General features: G+C 61.5%; 17 protein-coding genes and 2 pseudogenes. 12 read left to right on the top strand and 7 right to left on the bottom strand.

The genetic code is table 11. The features are described from left to right. Nucleotides 1-118: 118 nt before the first annotated feature. Nucleotides 119-592, bottom strand: a complete 474-nt coding sequence (locus ACI512_RS30315) for an Lrp/AsnC family transcriptional regulator (RefSeq protein ID WP_015885860.1) — start codon at nt 590-592, stop codon at nt 119-121. A 144-nt stretch (nt 593-736) separates the two neighbouring features. Here ACI512_RS30315 and kynU point away from each other — a divergent pair, with 144 nt between their 5' ends. Further along, a complete protein-coding gene (kynU, locus tag ACI512_RS30310) occupies nt 737-1,987 on the top strand; it encodes a kynureninase (RefSeq protein WP_236382565.1) in 1,251 nt (416 codons plus the stop codon). Between the two features lie 101 nt (nt 1,988-2,088). Further along, nucleotides 2,089-3,495, top strand: a complete 1,407-nt coding sequence (locus tag ACI512_RS30305) for an amino acid permease (RefSeq protein ID WP_231810133.1) — start codon at nt 2,089-2,091, stop codon at nt 3,493-3,495. Here the strand turns inward: ACI512_RS30305 and ACI512_RS30300 are convergent. Beyond that, nucleotides 3,441-4,337, bottom strand: a complete 897-nt coding sequence (locus ACI512_RS30300) for a LysR substrate-binding domain-containing protein (RefSeq protein ID WP_236382524.1) — start codon at nt 4,335-4,337, stop codon at nt 3,441-3,443. The genes ACI512_RS30305 and ACI512_RS30300 overlap by 55 nt on opposite strands. A gap of 83 nt (nt 4,338-4,420) precedes the next feature. Between ACI512_RS30300 and ACI512_RS30295 the strand changes: the two genes are divergently transcribed. The 5 genes and pseudogenes from ACI512_RS30295 (at nt 4,421) to ACI512_RS30275 (ending at nt 8,828) form a co-directional block, all read left to right on the top strand. After that, complete coding sequence (locus tag ACI512_RS30295) at nt 4,421-5,188, top strand: sulfite exporter TauE/SafE family protein (RefSeq protein ID WP_064055222.1); 768 nt, start codon at nt 4,421-4,423, stop codon at nt 5,186-5,188. Continuing rightward, a pseudogene (locus ACI512_RS30290) lies at nt 5,182-5,265 on the top strand (NADPH quinone reductase MdaB); the annotation flags it as partial. The gene ACI512_RS30295 and the pseudogene ACI512_RS30290, both read left to right, overlap by 7 nt. Before the next feature lie 30 nt (nt 5,266-5,295). Further along, on the top strand, nt 5,296-6,192 hold the full coding sequence (locus tag ACI512_RS30285) for a LysR family transcriptional regulator (protein ID WP_046035186.1): 897 nt from the start codon (nt 5,296-5,298) through the stop codon (nt 6,190-6,192). A 103-nt stretch (nt 6,193-6,295) separates the two neighbouring features. Then, entirely contained in the window at nt 6,296-7,189 is an 894-nt protein-coding gene (locus ACI512_RS30280) for an NAD-dependent epimerase/dehydratase family protein (protein ID WP_043205888.1), read from the top strand. Nucleotides 7,190-7,382: 193 nt separating this feature from the next. Beyond that, nucleotides 7,383-8,828: a SulP family inorganic anion transporter gene (locus tag ACI512_RS30275; RefSeq protein ID WP_236382526.1), complete on the top strand. Its 1,446-nt coding sequence runs from the start codon at nt 7,383-7,385 to the stop codon at nt 8,826-8,828. Nucleotides 8,829-8,947: 119 nt separating this feature from the next. Here ACI512_RS30275 and ACI512_RS30270 read toward each other — a convergent pair whose 3' ends face one another. Continuing rightward, nucleotides 8,948-9,328 carry a lysozyme inhibitor LprI family protein gene (locus tag ACI512_RS30270; RefSeq protein ID WP_236382536.1) on the bottom strand — a complete coding sequence of 127 codons (381 nt, stop codon included), beginning with the start codon at nt 9,326-9,328 and terminating at the stop codon, nt 8,948-8,950. Between the two features lie 248 nt (nt 9,329-9,576). On the opposite strand from ACI512_RS30270, the gene ACI512_RS30265 reads away from it, so the two are divergent. The 4 genes from ACI512_RS30265 to ACI512_RS30250 are packed head-to-tail and all read left to right on the top strand — an operon-like array spanning nt 9,577 to nt 13,676. After that, complete coding sequence (locus ACI512_RS30265; RefSeq protein ID WP_236382538.1) at nt 9,577-10,926, top strand: gluconate:H+ symporter; 1,350 nt, start codon at nt 9,577-9,579, stop codon at nt 10,924-10,926. 26 nt (nt 10,927-10,952) lie between these two features. Further along, nucleotides 10,953-11,813 (top strand): MurR/RpiR family transcriptional regulator, encoded by an 861-nt coding sequence (locus ACI512_RS30260; RefSeq protein ID WP_064055190.1) that lies wholly within the window; start codon nt 10,953-10,955, stop codon nt 11,811-11,813. A gap of 1 nt (nt 11,814) precedes the next feature. After that, the gene (locus ACI512_RS30255) at nt 11,815-13,278 is read left to right on the top strand and encodes an amidohydrolase family protein (protein WP_236382562.1); all 1,464 of its coding nucleotides are present in this window, start codon (nt 11,815-11,817) and stop codon (nt 13,276-13,278) included. 29 nt (nt 13,279-13,307) lie between these two features. Beyond that, nucleotides 13,308-13,676, top strand: a complete 369-nt coding sequence (locus tag ACI512_RS30250; RefSeq protein WP_010206499.1) for a glyoxalase superfamily protein — start codon at nt 13,308-13,310, stop codon at nt 13,674-13,676. A 123-nt stretch (nt 13,677-13,799) separates the two neighbouring features. On the opposite strand, the gene ACI512_RS30245 is transcribed toward ACI512_RS30250, so the two are convergent. After that, on the bottom strand, nt 13,800-14,504 hold the full coding sequence (locus ACI512_RS30245) for a methyl-accepting chemotaxis protein (RefSeq protein ID WP_371318427.1): 705 nt from the start codon (nt 14,502-14,504) through the stop codon (nt 13,800-13,802). Between the two features lie 198 nt (nt 14,505-14,702). Then, a pseudogene (locus tag ACI512_RS30240) lies at nt 14,703-15,584 on the bottom strand (methyl-accepting chemotaxis protein); the annotation flags it as partial. A gap of 387 nt (nt 15,585-15,971) precedes the next feature. Between ACI512_RS30240 and ACI512_RS30235 the strand changes: the two are divergent. Continuing rightward, complete coding sequence (locus tag ACI512_RS30235) at nt 15,972-16,589, top strand: FKBP-type peptidyl-prolyl cis-trans isomerase (protein ID WP_236382514.1); 618 nt, start codon at nt 15,972-15,974, stop codon at nt 16,587-16,589. A gap of 192 nt (nt 16,590-16,781) precedes the next feature. Here ACI512_RS30235 and ACI512_RS30230 read toward each other — a convergent pair whose 3' ends face one another. Continuing rightward, nucleotides 16,782-17,039 (bottom strand): hypothetical protein, encoded by a 258-nt coding sequence (locus tag ACI512_RS30230; protein ID WP_003194088.1) that lies wholly within the window; start codon nt 17,037-17,039, stop codon nt 16,782-16,784. A gap of 158 nt (nt 17,040-17,197) precedes the next feature. After that, on the bottom strand, nt 17,198-17,539 hold the full coding sequence (locus ACI512_RS30225; protein WP_015885845.1) for a zinc ribbon domain-containing protein YjdM: 342 nt from the start codon (nt 17,537-17,539) through the stop codon (nt 17,198-17,200). Nucleotides 17,540-17,562 lie beyond the last annotated feature (23 nt).

Raw genomic sequence — 17,562 nt, 5'->3', positions numbered from 1 at the left:
CGCGGTCAAAAAGTGTGGGAGGGGGCTTGCTCCCGATAGCAGTGTGTCAGTCACCGATAGGTCTACTGATACGCCGCTATCGGGAGCAAGCCCCCACATTTGACCGATGGTGTTGCGGTTATTTGCGTACCACCAGGTCCAACACCTCATCCCTATCCTTGATTTTCTGCAACACAATCTCCGAGCGAATATCCATCACCCCCGCCGTGCGGTTCAGGTGGTTCACGATAAAGTCCGAAAAGTGCTTGAGGTTGCGCGCCTGCACCCGCAGCACATAGTTGCTGGCACCGGTGATTACATACGCACTGGCGACTTCCGGCCAGCCCTGCACCTTCTTGATAAACGTCTCGTGCCAATCCTCCACATCCTGGCGCAGGGACAGGTGCACGATGGCCTCCAGCTCGATCCCCAACTGCTCGGCATTCAGCACCGCGCGGTAGCCGCAGATGATGCCTTCGCTCTCCAGCAGACGCAGACGGCGCAGGCACGCGGAGGGCGACAGCGCGACTTTTTCCGCCAGTTCCTGGTTGCTGATGCGGCCATCCTGTTGCAGGAAATGCAGGAGGCGCAGGTCGGTGGCGTCGAGAATCATGGTTAGAATAAATCCGCGTGTTTGGGGGTTAAATTCGAATTTCCTACAGCTTAATTAGCCTGTTGCCCGTCACTTTGCACGAAAATTCTCTAAAACTTCGTTCAAAATTTGGTCCATTCTTACTTATAAAAACCAGGACAGCCCATGACCACTCGAAGCCATTGCCAAGCCCTCGACGCGCAGGACTCGCTGGCGCCATTGCGCAGTCAGTTCGCCTTGCCCGAGGGGGTGATCTACCTCGATGGCAACTCCCTCGGTGCCCGTCCGGTGGCGGCGTTGGCGCGGGCGCAGGCGGTGATTGTCGAAGAGTGGGGCAATGGCCTGATTCGCAGCTGGAACAGCGCCGGTTGGGCGGACTTGTCCCAGCGCCTGGGCAACCGCCTGGCACCGCTGCTCGGTGCGCGTGACGGCGAACTGGTGATTACAGACACCACCTCCATCAACCTGTTCAAGGTGCTCAGCGCCGCGTTGAGCGTGCAGCGTCAACGCCAGCCGAATCGCAAGGTGATCGTCAGCGAGGCGAGCAACTTTCCCACCGACCTGTACATCGCCGAGGGCCTGGCCGAACTGCTGCAACACGGCTATTCCTTGCGCCTGGTGAACAGCCCGGACGAATTGCCCCAGGCCATTGACCAAGACGTGGCGGTGGTGATGCTCACCCACGTCAACTACAAGACCGGCTACATGTACGACATGCAGGCGCTGACCGCCTTGAGCCATGAGTGTGGCGCGTTGAGCCTCTGGGACCTGGCGCACTCGGCGGGCGCAGTGCCCATCGACCTGCATCAGGCCGGTGCCGATTACGCGATCGGTTGCACCTACAAGTACCTCAACGGTGGCCCGGGCTCCCAGGCATTTGTGTGGGTCAACCCGGCGTTGGTGGACCTGGTGCGTCAGCCGCTGTCGGGCTGGTTCGGGCACACCCGGCAGTTCGCCATGGAATCGACTTACGCACCGAGTGCCGGTATCGCACGCTACCTGTGCGGCACGCAGCCGATCACCTCGCTGGCGATGGTGGAGTGCGGCCTGGAGATTTTTGCCCAGACCGACATGGCCAGCTTGCGCAGCAAATCCCTGGCGTTGACCGACCTGTTTATTGCGCTGGTGGAAACGCGTTGCGCGGCCCATGAACTGGTGTTGATCACCCCGCGTGAGCACGCCCGGCGTGGCAGCCATGTGAGCTTCGAGCACCCTGAAGGCTACGCGGTGATCCAGGCCTTGATCGCCCGTGGCGTGATCGGTGACTACCGCGAGCCGCGCATCATGCGTTTCGGATTTACGCCGTTGTACACAAGCTTTACCGAAGTGTTTGATGCCGTCGAAATCCTGGGCGACATCCTCGACAACCGCACCTGGGACCAACCGCAATTCAAAGTCCGTAATAGCGTCACCTGACACAACGCCGATCAAACTGTGGGAGGGGGCTTGCCCCCTTCCACAGGGGATCTGCGTGAATATCCAAACGGTGCAATCACAATAATAAAGGGGCACACCACGTGACCACGCCAGACAAGGGCTTTGCCGAGATCACCCACCGCGAACTGGGCCTGCGGCGCCAGCTCACTTCCGGCCAGATGAGCATGATCGCCATCGGTGGCGCCATCGGCACCGGGCTGTTCATGGGCAGCGCCTACGCCATCGGTTATGCCGGGCCCAGTGTGCTGGTGAGCTACGCCATCGGCGCGTTGATCACGTTGCTGCTGATGGGGTGCCTGGCGGAGATGACGGTGGCCCATTCCACCTCGGGCTCCTTCGGCGCCTACGCCGAGTTCTACATCAGCCCGCTGGCCGGTTTCCTGGTGCGCTACGCCTACTGGGCGGCGATTGTGCTGGCGGTGGGCGCCGAGGTTACGGCGGTGGCGATGTACATGAAGTACTGGTTCGCCAACGTGCCGGAATGGGTGTGGATCGTGTCGTTTTCCAGCGTGCTGATCCTGCTCAACGCCATCAGCGTGAAGACCTTCGGTAACTTCGAATACTGGTTCTCGACGATCAAGATCAGCGCCATCGTCGGCTTCATCCTCCTTGCCGTGTACGTGGTGTTTGGTTCCGGCAACCCGGACTACGGCGTGCAGAACTACACGGCCCACGATGGTTTTTTCCCCCATGGCCTGAGCGGCATGTGGATCGCGGTGATCGTGTCGATCTTCAGCTACCTGAGTGTGGAGATGATCGCGGTGGCCGCCGGTGAAGCGGCGGATCCGGAACAGGCGGTGAAAAAAGCCTTCCGCGCGACCATCGTGCGCCTGGTGGTATTTTACCTGCTGACCCTGGCGCTGATGCTGGCCATCGTGCCGTGGAACCAGGCCGGGCAGACCCAAAGCCCGTTCGTCACAGTGATGCAGACCATTGGTATTCCCGGCGCCACCGGGGTGATGAATTTCGTGATCCTGATCGCGGCGCTGTCGGCGATGAACAGCCAGCTTTACATCACCACGCGCATGATGTTCAGCCTGTCCCGCGCCGGCTTTGCGCCCAAGTCCATGGGCGCCTTGAGCAAGAGCGGCATTCCGCTGAACGCGTTGCTGCTGTCCAGCTCGGGCATTGCCCTGGCGACCTTGCTGAACGTGGTGTACCCGGAAAGCTCGTTCACCCTGATGATGGCGATCTCGATGTTTGGCGCGATCTTTACCTGGTTCATGATCTTCCTCACGCACCTGTGCTTCCGCCGTTACCGCAGGCGCCATGGCGGGCCGAAGCTGTCGTTCCAACTGCGGCTGTTTCCCTACAGCACGCTGTTGGGCCTGGTGCTGATGGGCGCGGTCATGGTCACCACCTATTTCACCGAGGCGTTCAAGATGACCCTGGTGTTTGGCGTGCCGTTCCTGCTGATTCTGTCGGCGGTGTACTACGGGTTTTTCCGCAAGGGCAGGGCCAAGGCGTCGAACAAGGCTTTGGCGTAACCGGGCAGGTGTTCGAACGCGCGCGCGCAGAGCAGTAACCGGCGACAGGCCCAGCCCTCCGTGAGCGGCTGGGCCTTGAAGCAACGTTCTGAATGCCAACGCTCCAGTGCCGCCTGGGGCACGATACCCAGGCCGGCGCCACGGGCGACCATGCGAATCACCCCATCAAACCCCTCGGCACGGATGCGTGTCTGCAAGCGGAAACCGGCATGCAGCGCCTGTTCTTCCAGGTACACCGCCAGGGCGCTGTCAGCGGCCAGGCCGACGTAGTCGTGTTGAAGGCTGTCGATGAAGCTCACGTGTTGCGTGGTGAGCGGATGGTCCAGCGGCATGATCAATACCAGCGGGTCATCGCGAAACGGCAGGGTTTGCAGGCCGTGGGTGTCGATGGCGTCGGAAATGATCCCGAGGTCTGCCGTGCCCTGGCGCAAGGCCTGGGTAATGCGCAGGCTCGGCAGCTCCTGCAGGTCGATATCGAGGTTGGGATGCTCGCGCAAAAAGTCCGCCAGCAGTTCGGGCAGGTATTCGCTGAGGGCGGTGGTGTTGCACAGCAGGCGCACCTGGCCTTTGACGCCGTTGGCGTATTCCGCCAGGTCCTGTTGCAGGTGTTCGGCCTGTTGCAGCAACAGCCGGGCGTGACGGGCGAGGGCTTTACCGGCGGGCGTGGGTGTGACGCCACGGCGGCCGCGTTGAAGAAACTCGATACCCAGCGACGCCTCCATTGCACGGATACGCGCACTGGCGGCGGCCAGGGACAAATGACTGCGGGCCGCCCCGGCGGTGATGTTGCCGGTGTCGACGACGTGCAGGTAAAGGCGCAGGTCTATCAGGTCAAAGTGCATGGGCACCAGCCTCAGGCAAAACGAGATTCTGCCTCAGTATATGGCGCATTTTCCAACGCGCCTCAATGCTCGACAATCCGCCCATGAATACCTTCCTCGCGTTCTACCAACATATCGGCCCCGCCTTGACGCTGCTGGTGATCGGCACCTTCCTGCTGGCCGGTACTGTCAAAGGCGTGATCGGCCTCGGTCTGCCCACCGTCGCCATGGGCCTGCTCGGCCTGGCTATGCTCCCGGCGCAGGCAGCCGCATTGCTGATCATTCCCTCGACCGTCACCAACCTGTGGCAACTGGCATTCGGCGGTCACCTGAGCGCCTTGATCAAGCGCCTCTGGCCGATGCTGCTGCTGATTTTCCTCGGCACCGGGCTTGGCACGTTATGGCTGGGCATGGACGGGGGTGGCTGGGTCGTTCATGCGTTGGGCGGGGCGTTGCTGGTGTATGCACTGAGCGGCTTGTTCCTGCCCTCGTTCAAGGTAGCGCCGCACACCGAACGCTGGCTGGGCCCGCTGTGCGGGGGGATCACCGGCATCATCACCTCGGCGACCGGTGTGTTTGTGATTCCTGCCGTGCCGTATCTGCAAGCCCTCGGCTTGAGCCGTGATCAGTTGGTGCAAGCGCTGGGGCTGTCATTCACCGTGTCGACGCTGGCACTCGCTGCCGGTCTGGCCTGGCGCGGCACTTTGGGCGGTGGAGAGCTGAACGCGTCATTGCTGGCGCTGGTGCCGGCACTGTTGGGCATGTGGCTGGGCCAAGTGGTGCGCCAGCGCATCAGTGCGCTGTTGTTCAAGCGCGTGTTCTTCATCGGCATGGCGTTGCTCGGCGGCCATCTGCTGATCAGTGGGACGTGATGAAGCGCCCGGCGATCGAGGCTCATGTGGTGCGCTACGAGCAGCATCTGGCGCAGGTGTTCAATTTCTCGGTGTAAGCTGCTGTGAACCGATAACGAGGCGCGCCCGTGAAAGCCCGATCCGATGAGCTACAGATCTTCGTCAGCGTGATTGAATGCGGTTCGATTTCCGCTGCCGCCGAGCAGGTCGGGCAGACGCCATCGGCGGTCAGCCGCACCTTGTCGCGCCTGGAGGCCAAGCTCGACACCACGCTGATCAACCGCACGACGCGGCGCATGGACCTGACCGAGGAGGGCAAGTACTTCTTCGAACAGGCCAAGGTGATCTTGGCGCAGATGGAGGCGCTGGAAGAGCGCCTGTCGTCGCGCCAGAAGACACCGGCGGGGCGCCTGCGCATCAATGCTGCCGTGCCGTTCATGCTGCATGGGATCGTGCCGTACATCGCCGAGTTTCGCAGCCTCTACCCGGAGATCCTGCTGGAGCTGAACAGCGATGACTTGATCATCGACCTGCTGGAACAGAGCACGGACATCGCCATTCGCATTGGCGCCCTGGCTGACTCCACCCTGCATGCGCGCGCGCTCGGTTCTACGCCGTTGCATATCCTCGCCAGCCCCGAGTACCTCAAGCAACACGGCACGCCAACCACGGTCGCCGAGTTGGCGGGCCACACGCTGCTGGGGTTCACCCAGACCGAAACCCTCAACCACTGGCCGCTGCGCCATGTGGAAGGCGACCGCTGGTTGATCCAGCCCCGCGTGGCGGCGTCCAGCGGCGAAACCGTGCGGCAATTGGCGCTGGAAGGACAGGGCATCTGCTGCCTGTCGAACTTCATGACCGTCGACGATATTGACGCCGGTCGCCTGGTGCCGGTGCTGGAGGCGTTCAACAGCGGTTATCGCCAGCCGATCCACGCGGTGTTCTATCGCAACTCGCAGTTGGCGTTGCGCATCCAGTGTTTCCTCGACTTTATCCAGGCCAAACTGGCGCGGTATGCCTGCTGATTCGTGATCTGCACGCAAGAGTGAATTGGGCTGCAGGGGCTTATTCGTCAGGGATGAGCCCTTGATACTGAGCTCATCACTTACCCAGTCAGGAGCACTCTCCATGAACGTATTCGTTACCGGCGCCGCCGGTTTTATCGGTGGTTCCATCGCCACCGGCCTGGTCAAGGCTGGCCACACGGTAACCGGCCTGGTGCGCAGCGCTGAGCAAGCGGCTGAGATGACCGCCTTGGGCATCACCCCGGTGATCGGCACCCTTGACGACGACGCCGTGTTGACCGAACAAGCGCAGAAGGCCGACGCGGTGATCAATGCCGCGAGCAGCGACCATCGCGTCGCCGTGGAAACCCTGTTGGCGGCATTGCAGGGCTCGAACAAGCCGTTCCTGCACACCAGCGGTTCGAGCATTGTCGGTGATGCGTCGGGTGGCAAGTCCAGCGATGTCATCTACGTTGAAGACAATCTGCCGGAGCCGACCGTCGACAAGGCTGCCCGCGTGGCCATCGACAACCTGATCCTGGCGGCGGCCCAGGACGGCGTGAATTCAGCGGTGATTTGCAACACCCTGATCTACGGTCACAGCCTGGGCGTGAAGCGCGACAGCGTGCAATTGCCGCGTCTGCTCAAGCAGGCACGCAAAAGCGGCGTGGTGCGTCATGTGGGCAGCGGGCAGAACATCTGGTCCAACGTGCACATCGATGACGTGGTGGCGCTGTACCTGCTGGCACTGACCAAGAACGTGCCGGGCACCTTCTACTTCGTGGAAAGTGGCGAGGCGTCGTTTATCGACATGACCACCGCGATTGCCGAAGCCCTGAACCTGGGCAAACCGCAGGATTGGCCTTTGGCCGACGCTGAAGCCGAGTGGGGCTATGAAATGGCCAACTATGGCTTGGGCTCCAACAGCCGGGTGCGTGGCAAGCATGCCCGTGAGTTGCTGGGCTGGGTGCCCAAGCGTACGTCGGTCGTGGAGTGGATTCGCCACGAAATGGTGTGATGTTCACCTAGTCCGAGGTGTCGCCATCTGTGGCACGCCCCTCCCACATGTGTTGGCATTCCAAGCGTGGAACTCGGTCAACTGTGGGAGGGGGCTTGCCCCCGATGGGTTCGACTTGGTCTCCCTGACTAGCTCCCCTCGCCGCAATTCCGTACCATTCCCCGCCTTATCCCCCGCATGACCCTGGTACCTCATGAACCTCACCCGTCTGCGCGCCGATGCCCTGGCCGGCCTCACTACGTCTTTTGCGCTGCTGCCCGAATGCATCGCCTTCGCCCTTGTGGCTCACCTCAACCCGCTGATGGGGCTCTATGGCGCCTTTATCATCTGCACACTGACCGCGTTATTCGGCGGTCGCCCTGGCATGGTGTCCGGTGCGGCAGGCTCGATGGCGGTGGTGATCGTCGCGTTGGTGGTTCAGCACGGCGTGGAGTATCTGCTGGCTACGGTATTGCTGGGCGGGCTGATCATGGTCGCCTTCGGCCTGCTGCGCCTGGGCAAGCTGGTGCGCATGGTGCCGCATCCGGTGATGCTGGGCTTCGTCAACGGCCTGGCGATCATCATTGCCCTGGCGCAGTTGGAGCATTTCAAGAGCGGTGAACACTGGCTCACGGGCACGTCGCTGTACGTGATGACCGGCCTGGTGCTGGTGACCATGGCCATCGTCTACCTGCTGCCACGCATCACCCGCGCCGTGCCGCCCGCGCTGGTGGCGATCCTGGGCGTCGGCCTGGCGGTGTACCTGCTCGGCCTGCCGACCCGCACGTTGGGTGACATGGCCCACATCGCCGGCGGCCTGCCGACCTTCGCGCTACCGCAGATTCCGTGGAACCTGGAAACCTTGGGCATCATTGCCCCCTACGCGTTCCTGATGGCCATGGTCGGCCTGCTGGAAACCCTGCTGACCCTCAACCTCACCGATGAAATCACCGAGACCCGTGGCTACCCGGACCGTGAAAGCGTGGCGCTGGGCGCGGCTAACATGGTTTCGGGCGTATTCGGCGGCATGGGCGGTTGCGCGATGATTGGGCAAACCGTGATCAACCTCAGCTCCGGCGGGCGCGGGCGTTTCTCCGGGGTGTTTGCCGGGGTGATGATCCTGTTGTTCATTCTGTTCCTGTCGCCGTTGATCGAGCGGATCCCGCTGGCGGCGTTGGTGGGCGTGATGTTCGTGGTGTCCCAGCAGACCTTTGCCTGGGCGTCGCTGCGGGTGATCAACAAGGTGCCGCTCAATGACGTGCTGGTGATCATCGCGGTGACGGTGATCACCGTGTTCACCGACCTGGCCACGGCGGTGCTGTGCGGGATCGTGATTGCGGCGCTGAATTTCGCCTGGCAACAAGCGCGGGAGCTGTATGCGGATGAGCACCTGGAAGCCGATGGCGGCAAGCTCTATCGCCTGCATGGCACGTTGTTCTTTGCCTCGACCACGCCGTTTTTGAATCAATTCGACCCGGCCAACGACCCGGACCAGGTGACGCTGGATTGCCGTCACCTGAGTTTTGTCGACTATTCAGCGATTGCCGCCTTGATGACCCTGCGTGAGCGTTACACCAAGGCGGGCAAGCACTTACGGGTGCTGCATTTGTCCGAGCGCTGCAAGAAGTTGCTCAAGCGTGCCAAGGTTCACCACGACTGATTGAGCCGCTCCCGCCTTACCGGGCTGGTCTGCAGAGCGCAGCGCCGCGAAGGTTTTTGGGGCCGCTGCGCAGCCCAGCGGGAGCAAGCTCCCTCGCCACGGGAGGTCGGCTTGTGCAGTTATGGCCCGACCAGGTCTTCCAGCTCTTGGGCGCGGGTTTGGGTCATGTCGAGCACGCAGCCGGAGCCGTTGACCTGGTCGAGGGTGCCGCCGGTGGCGGAGCCTGCGAAACCGCAATTGGCGTCACGGTATTTTATCCACAGGCGCTGCACGTCTTGCAGTTGCTGTTTGCGCGCGCCTTCCTGGGCGGCGAGGGCGGTCTTGTAGGCCCTGTTCAGGCGCGCATCCTGCACCTTGGTTTCCTTGGCGTTGCAACCGACCATGTCTGCGGTCGTATTGGCGCTGTCCATGCATTTTTTCAAGGCGGCGTTGTCGGCGGCCAAGGCGGTGCCGCAGAGGGCGAGAAGCATAGCGCTGGCGGCAAGGGCGGTGCGAATCATGGTCGGTGTTCCTGGGCATGAGTGTAGGCGCATTCTATGACTCGATGGCGCACGTTGAGTTTCCGGCATCGTCTGATCTTCATGTAAGAACACCCCTCGAATTTTCATACACGGTTGTCGGGCATATCCCAGCGCGACACCGCTTGTCCGTGGGCGAAAATTACTTTCATAAAAATTGAAAACACTCCTCGGTAATGATTTATGAGTTTCACAACTCATTCGACGTGACCCTTTCCGAGGAGTACCGCATGGCCGCATCACCGGGCTTCGGGCTATTGGCATACGCTGCCATCGCCATCATTGCTTTGATCGTGCTGATTGCACGTTACCGGCTCAATCCGTTTATCGTCATCACCCTGGTGTCCATCGGCCTGGCGCTGATGGCCGGGATGCCGGCGGACACCATTATGGGCTCTTACGAAGCGGGCGTTGGCAAGACCCTGGGGCACATCGCCCTGGTCGTGGCGCTGGGCACCATGCTTGGCAAGATGATGGCCGAGTCCGGCGGTGCCGAGCAGGTGGCGCGTACGTTGATCAACCGGTTTGGCGAGCGCAATGCGCACTGGGCCATGGTGTGCATCGCCTTCCTGGTGGGATTGCCGCTGTTTTTCGAGGTGGGTTTTGTGCTGCTGGTGCCGATCGCCTTTACCGTGGCGCGGCGTGTGGGCGTGTCGATCCTGATGGTCGGTTTGCCGATGGTCGCCGGCTTGTCGGTGGTGCATGCGCTGGTGCCGCCGCACCCGGCCGCGATGATGGCGGTGCTGGCGTATAACGCATCGGTGGGGCAGACCGTGCTGTATGCGATCCTCATTGGTATCCCCACGGCAATCATCGCCGGCCCGCTCTACGCCAAATTCATTGTGCCGCGCATTCACCTGCCGGCGGAAAATCCGCTGGAACGCCAGTTCATCGACCGCGAACCGCGTACACGCTTGCCAAGCTTTACGCTGACCATGGGCACCATTCTGTTGCCGGTGGTGCTGATGATGATCGGCGGCTGGGCCAACGTGATTTCCACGCCGGGCACCGGTTTCAACCAGTTCCTGCTGTTTATCGGCAACTCGGTGATTGCGCTCCTGGTGGCGACCTTGGTGAGCTTCTGGACCTTGGGTATTGCGCAGGGTTTCAACCGCGAGTCGATCCTCAAGTTCACCAATGAATGCCTCGCGCCGACCGCGAGCATCACCTTGCTGGTGGGGGCGGGGGGCGGCTTGAACCGGATCCTGGTGGACGCCGGAGTGACTAACGAAATTCTTGGTCTGGCCCACGCGTTCCACTTGTCGCCGCTGGTGATGGGGTGGCTGTTTGCCGCGTTGATGCGGATCGCCACGGGCTCGGCCACCGTTGCCATGACCACCGCCTCCGGTGTTGTAGCACCGGTCGCCATGGGCCTGGGTTATCCACACCCCGAATTGCTGGTGTTGGCCACCGGTGCGGGCTCGGTGATCTTTTCCCACGTGAACGACGGCGGCTTCTGGCTGATCAAGGAATACTTCAATATGACGGTGATCCAGACCTTCAAGACCTGGACCGTGCTGGAGACGTTGATTTCTGTGGTGGCATTCGGTCTCACCTACGGCCTGTCTCTTGTTTTATGAGCCTCATTTTGTAACCCGGAGACCCCATGGACATCCTCTACCAGATCCGCGCCCGTCAGGATTCCTTCAGCGCCGGCGAAGGGCGTATCGCCAAGCTGATGCTCGATGATGTGGGCTTTGCCGCGTCGGCCAGCCTGGAGGCACTGTCCCAACGGGCCGAGGTCAGCACGGCCACCTTGTCGCGGTTCGCGCGCAGTGTGGGGTGTAGGGACTTGCGTGACTTGCGCCTGCAATTGGCGCAGGCCAGTGGGGTCGGCAGTCGCTTCCTCGACCCTGCGGGGTTACCGGAGCAATCGGCGTTTCATCGGCAGATCCTGGGGGATATCGAGGCGACGTTGCGGCAGCACTTGTCGGGGTTCAACCAGGCGAGCTTTGTTGATGCGGTCAACCTGCTGGGCAAGGCGCGGATGATCCATGCGTTCGGTATGGGCGGCCCGTCGAGCCTGTGCAGCGATGAGTTGCAGGTACGGCTGGTGCGTCTGGGCTATCCGATTGCCGCCTGTCATGACCCCGTGATGATGCGTGTCACGGCCGCGACCCTGGGGCCGGAGCATGCGCTGATCGTGTGCTCCTTGACCGGCCTCACCCCCGAACTGCTGGACGTGGTGGAACTGGCGCGCAACTACGACGCGCGCATCGTCGCCATCACCCTTGCGGATTCACCCTTGGCGCAACTGGCAGATGTGCTGCTGCCGCTGCAACCGGCCGAAACCAGCTTTATCTACAAACCCACGGCGGCGCGCTACGGCATGCTGCTGGCCATCGACCTGCTCGCTACCGAGCTGGCCTTGGCCCTGCCGGACGACAACCAGGAGCGCCTGCGCCGGATCAAGCTGGCCCTGGACGATTATCGCGGCGGCCCTGACAGCCTGCCGCTTGGAGACTGAAATGAAGTACGACACGTTGATACGCCAGGCGCTGATCATTGATGGCAGCAACACGCCCGGCTACGTCGCTGATGTGGGGCTGCGCGACGGGCGCATCGAGACGATTGGCGATTTGTCGACGGCCATGGCCGAGCATGAAGTTGACGCCACCGGCCGCGTGTTGGCGCCGGGTTTCATTGACGTGCACACCCACGACGACACGGTGGTGATCCGCCACCCGCAGATGTTGCCCAAGCTCAGCCAGGGCGTGACCACGGTGATTGTCGGCAACTGCGGCATCAGCGCGTCGCCTGTGAGTTTGCGCAGCGATCCGCCGGACCCGATGAACCTGTTGGGCACGCGTGAGGCCTTTGCTTACCCGCGTTTTGCCGATTACCGGGCTGCAGTAGAAAGCGCACATCCTGCGGTGAACGTCGCGGCGTTGATCGGCCATACTGCGTTGCGCAGCAACCACATGGACGACCTGCACCGCACCGCCTCGGCGGATGAAATCGCCGCCATGCGCGTGCAGTTGCAAGAGAGCCTCGAAGCCGGCGCCCTCGGTTTATCCACAGGCCTGGCCTACGCCAGTGCATTCAATGCCGAGACCGACGAAGTGCTGCAACTGAGTGAGGCCCTCACCGCGTTCGGTGCGGTGTACACCACCCATTTGCGCAGTGAATTCGAACCGGTGCTGGAGGCGATGGACGAGGCGTTTCTGATTGGCCGACATGCCAAGGTGCCGGTGATCATTTCCCACCTCAAATGTGCGGGTGCCGGTAATTGGGGGCGTAGTCCGCAGCTGTTGGCGTCGCTGGAGCGGGCGGCGAAAACCCATCCGGTGGGCTGTGATTGCTACCCCTATGCCGCGAGTTCTTCGACCCTGGACCTCAAACAAGTGACGGACGCGTTTCGTATCACCATTACTTGGTCGACGCCGTGCCCGGCAATGGGCGGGCGCGATTTGCAGGAGATTGCCGCTGAGTGGGACGTTTCGTTGATGGACGCCGCACGCCGGCTACAACCGGCAGGGGCGGTGTATTACGGGATGGACGAGGCGGATGTGCGGCGGATCCTGGCGCATCCGTTATCGATGGTGGGGTCGGATGGTTTGCCTGAGGATCCGTTCCCGCATCCGCGGTTGTGGGGCGCGTTTCCACGGGTGCTGGGGCATTTCAGCCGCGATGTGGGGTTGTTCCCGTTGCACACCGCTGTGCACAAGATGACCGGCTTGTCCGCGGCGCGTTTTGGCCTGGCTGATCGGGGTGAAATCCGCGAGGGACACTGGGCTGACCTGGTGTTGTTCGACCCGTTGCGCGTGCGTGATGTGGCGGACTTCAAGGAACCGCAGCGCGCGGCCGAGGGCATTGATGGGGTATGGGTCAACGGCGTGTTGAGCTACAGCGACGGGCAGGCGAATGGCCAGCGGCCGGGTCGTTTCCTGGCACGCAGTGGGGATTTGCGTCGTGGGTTTTCGTCTCTATAGTGGGCGTTCTCATACACGGAGCGGTCACCATGCACTTAGGAAAAGTCACCCCCATTCTGCGAATTTTCGACGAGGCCAAGGCCTTGGAGTTCTACGTCGACTTCCTGGGGTTCAAAGTGGATTGGCAGCATCGTTTCGAGGCGAATTTCCCGCTGTATTTGCAGGTGTCGCTGGGCGAATGTGTGCTGCATTTGACTGAGCACCATGGCGATGCCTCGCCGGGTGCGGCGGTGCGGATTCAAGCGCAAGGCGTGGATGCCTATCAGCAACAGTTGGCGGGCAAGGACTATCGGTATGCCAAGCCCGGGGTTGAGGAAACGCCTTGGGGATCGCGGGAGATGAGCATCAAGGATCCGTTTGGAAATCGGGTGGTGTTTGTAGAGGAAGGCGAGGGCTGAAGGGCAAATCGCAGGCAATAAAAAACCGCCTGGGTAGGGCGGTTTTTTTGCAATCCCCGTGAGTGGCTGGGGTTGTTTGCCTGTGGCGAGGGAGCTTGCTCCCTCGCCACAGGGATTGCGGTTTTATACCCGGAAGTGACTGACCATCTGCTGCAGCTGGCTACCCAACCGCGCCAGTTCCACACTCGACTTGGCCGTCTCATCGCTCGCCGTAGCAGTCTGCTCCGACACATCACGCACATTCACAATGCTGCGGCTGATCTCTTCCGCCACGGCGCTTTGCTGTTCTGCGGCGGCGGCGATCTGCTGGTTCATCGACTGGATGTTCGACACCGTACGGGTGATGTTCTCCAGCGACACACCGGCCTTGCGCGTCAGCTCAACGCTGCTGTCGGTGAGGCTGCGGCTGTTGTTCATCACGTTGGCCACTTGCTGGGTGCCGTTCTGCAAGCCGGCGACCAGGCCTTCGATTTCCTCGGTGGATTTTTGCGTGCGCTGGGCCAGGCCGCGCACTTCGTCAGCCACCACAGCAAACCCACGGCCGGCTTCACCGGCACGCGCCGCTTCAATCGCCGCGTTGAGGGCCAGCAGGTTGGTCTGTTCGGCCACAGCCTTGATCACGTCCATCACGCTGCCGATCTTGTTGCTCTCTTGTTGCAGGTGGGTCATGGCATCGGTGGAACGGGCCACTTCCGCGGCCAGGCGCTCGATCTGAGCGATGGCTTCAGCGACCACTTTGTCGCCTGCGCGGGCTTGACCATCGGCATCTGCGGCGGCCAGGGACGCCTGTTCGGCGTTACGCGCGACTTCCTGCACAGTGGCCGTCATTTCGTGCATCGCGGTGGCGACTTGATCGGTCTCGATCTTCTGGCTGTTCACGCCGGCGCTGGTTTGCTCGGTCACCGCCGACAACTCTTCAGCGGCGCTGGCAATCTGCGTCACGCCGTCGCGAATACCGCTGATCAATTCGCGCAGGGTAGTGCCCATGCGCTGGATGCCTTGTTGCAGCACGCCCAGTTCATCACGGCGCGTGACCTGGATGTTGTGGCTCAAGTCGCCGGAGGCAATGCGTTCCACCACGGCCAGGGTTTCCTGGATCGGTCGGGTGATCTGGCGGGTGATGACCCATGCGGCGATGACGCCAACCAGCAGCGCCAGCAAGGTGCTGATCAATTGCAGGCTACGGGCCTGGGCGCTTTCGGCATCGCGGCGGTTCAGTTGAATTTCGTACAGCTTGTCGCTGATGGTGACGATGTCGGCACCCTGTGTGGTCATCTCGGCACGGGCGGTGACGATGTTGGCGTTGGCTGCCTTGTAGTTCTGCACGGCCGTGCGGTAGGCGCCAAGGGCGGTTTCAAGCGCAGTCAAAGCGCTTTGCTCGCTCGCACCGAATACGGCGCTGAGACCTTTCAAGCCACTGATGGCTTTTTCAATTTGTGCGGCGGCACGGGCTTCGGTGTCCGGGCTGACGTTGGCGATGTAGCCACGCACTTCATAGCGGGCCAACATGAACTCTTCTTTGGCTCGCGTCACGGCCTGGAATTGGCTGAAACGCTCCGGGCTTTCGGGCATCTGCTGCACTTTGGTGTCCAACGCTTCGATCTGTGCGTTGGCGATATCGGCCTTGTCGCCCATCACCTGGCGAGAGGCATTGCCGTTACGGTAGGCCTCACGCATTTTGTTCAGGGACTGTTGATAGGCGGTAATGACGCCTTTCTGCTCGTTGAGCAGCTTGAGGTTTTCCGGGCTCTTGAAGCTGTCCAGGAGTTTTTGTTGCTGGGCCGCGAAAGCATCCAGGCTGGTCTGTACATTCTGGGCCACGGCTTCGTCGCCGTTGGCGAGCATGTATTGCAGGCGCACGATTCGCAGTTTGGTCAACGACGCGTTGAGCTGGGTGATATCACTCATCCAGTTACTGCGGTCGATCAGGCCGCCGAGGCTGGTCCAGCCGGTGAGGGCCAGGATCGAGGTGAGGACGAGCACCAGGCCGAAGCCCAGGCCGAGTTTGAGGTTGACGCTGATGTTGCCGAACCAGCTGTTCATTGAATGCTCCGCAGGAAAAAATGGGGGTGTGCTGGACGGTTATTGATTTTGGAGCCAGCTGCTGTGTAGGGCTGTATCGGCGACAAGAGATGAATCTGAAATGCTATTTCGTCGCAGATCGACGAAGGGGTGCCAGCGCGGTGGCTGACGGGGGAGGGGGCTGATCATGGGCGGGTCTTGTGTGCTAGTCTGCGGGCCCTTTTAGTTCTGGATGGCGCGGGAAACCGTGCTGTCCTACAGCGGAGCCTCTTCATGTCCGAAGTTAATCTGTCCACCGACGAAACCCGCGTCAGCTACGGTATCGGCCGTCAGTTGGGCGACCAACTGCGCGACAACCCACCACCGGGCGTCAGCCTGGACGCGATCCTGGCTGGCCTGACCGACGCATTCGCCGGCAAGCCAAGCCGTGTCGACCAAGAACAAATGGCCACCAGCTTCAAGGTGATCCGCGAAATCATGCAAGCCGAAGCGGCCGCCAAGGCTGAAGCGGCGGCTGGCGCTGGCCTGGCATTCCTGGCTGAAAACGCCAAGCGTGATGGCATCACCACCCTGGCTTCCGGCCTGCAATTTGAAGTGCTGACTGCCGGTGACGGCGCCAAGCCGACCCGTGAAGACCAAGTGCGTACTCACTACCACGGCACGCTGATCGATGGCACTGTGTTCGACAGCTCCTACGATCGCGGCCAGCCTGCAGAATTCCCGGTGGGCGGCGTGATCGCTGGCTGGACCGAAGCCCTGCAACTGATGAATGCCGGCAGCAAATGGCGCCTGTACGTGCCGAGCGAACTGGCTTACGGCGCTCAAGGCGTTGGCAGCATCCCGCCGCACAGCGTTCTGGTGTTTGACGTCGAGCTGCTCGACGTTCTGTAAGACCTGCTGATCTCTGTGGGTGTTGGGCTTGTGTGGGAGCGGGTTTGTTGTGGCGAGGGCGCATGCTCCCGCTCGGCTGCGCAGCAGTCGTCGGCAGTCAGGGGCGCTTCGCACCCCAGCGCAAGCAAGCGTGCTCGCCACAACAAGCCCGCTCCCACATAAGGTCCGTACTCACAGAATGTGCGTGGTGGTTCATGGATGGAACTTGCCATTCAGCTCCGTCGCCGGGCGCAACGCTCGGGCATAGCAGAACAGAAACAGATTACGCACCACCTCCTTCAGCACCCCAGGTTCACTCGAGCTCAGCCCGTTGACGTCCAGGTCGCCCTGGTCCTGCAGTTCATTCAGCGCTTCTTCTTCCAGTACCGCACAGACTTCACCGGTTTCCCGATGCAGGATCCGCAGGTAAGGGTGTGGGCGGTCCAGCCAGGCATCTATCAAATAAGTCATGGTCGTTCTCCTTGATGGGCTCAATGAGAATAATTCTTATTCGTAGAATAGCAAGTACCTATTGGCGATTTGTGTTTTTTTCTGTGTGGATATTGCGTTCGATCAACGGGGAGGGCGAAACGCCATCCCGCGGCGGGCGCGGGATGGAAGCAACAGGTTCAGACTTTACGCACGAACTCGGACTTGAGCTTCATCGGGCCGATACCGTCGATCTTGCAATCGATATCGTGGTCGCCGTCGCACAGGCGGATGTTCTTGACCTTGGTGCCGACCTTGACCACCAGGGAGGTGCCCTTGACCTTGAGGTCCTTGATCACGGTGATGGTGTCGCCGTCCTGCAGGACGTTGCCCACAGAGTCTTTCTTCACGGTTTCGTCGCTGGCCGTGTCGGCCTCGCCGCTGGCGGACCACTCATGGGCGCATTCCGGGCAGATCAGCTGGGCGCCGTCTTCGTAGGTGTATTCGGAATTGCATTTCGGGCAGGGTGGCAACGTGCTCACTACAGCTCCTTGAAAGTCAGGAT

Origin of the sequence: Pseudomonas petroselini (assembly GCF_045037875.1) — a bacterium.
Taxonomy (GTDB): Bacteria; Pseudomonadota; Gammaproteobacteria; order Pseudomonadales; family Pseudomonadaceae; genus Aquipseudomonas; species Aquipseudomonas petroselini.
The sequence above is the reverse complement of the archived record's forward strand: the minus strand, read 5'-3'. Positions and strand labels throughout refer to the sequence as shown.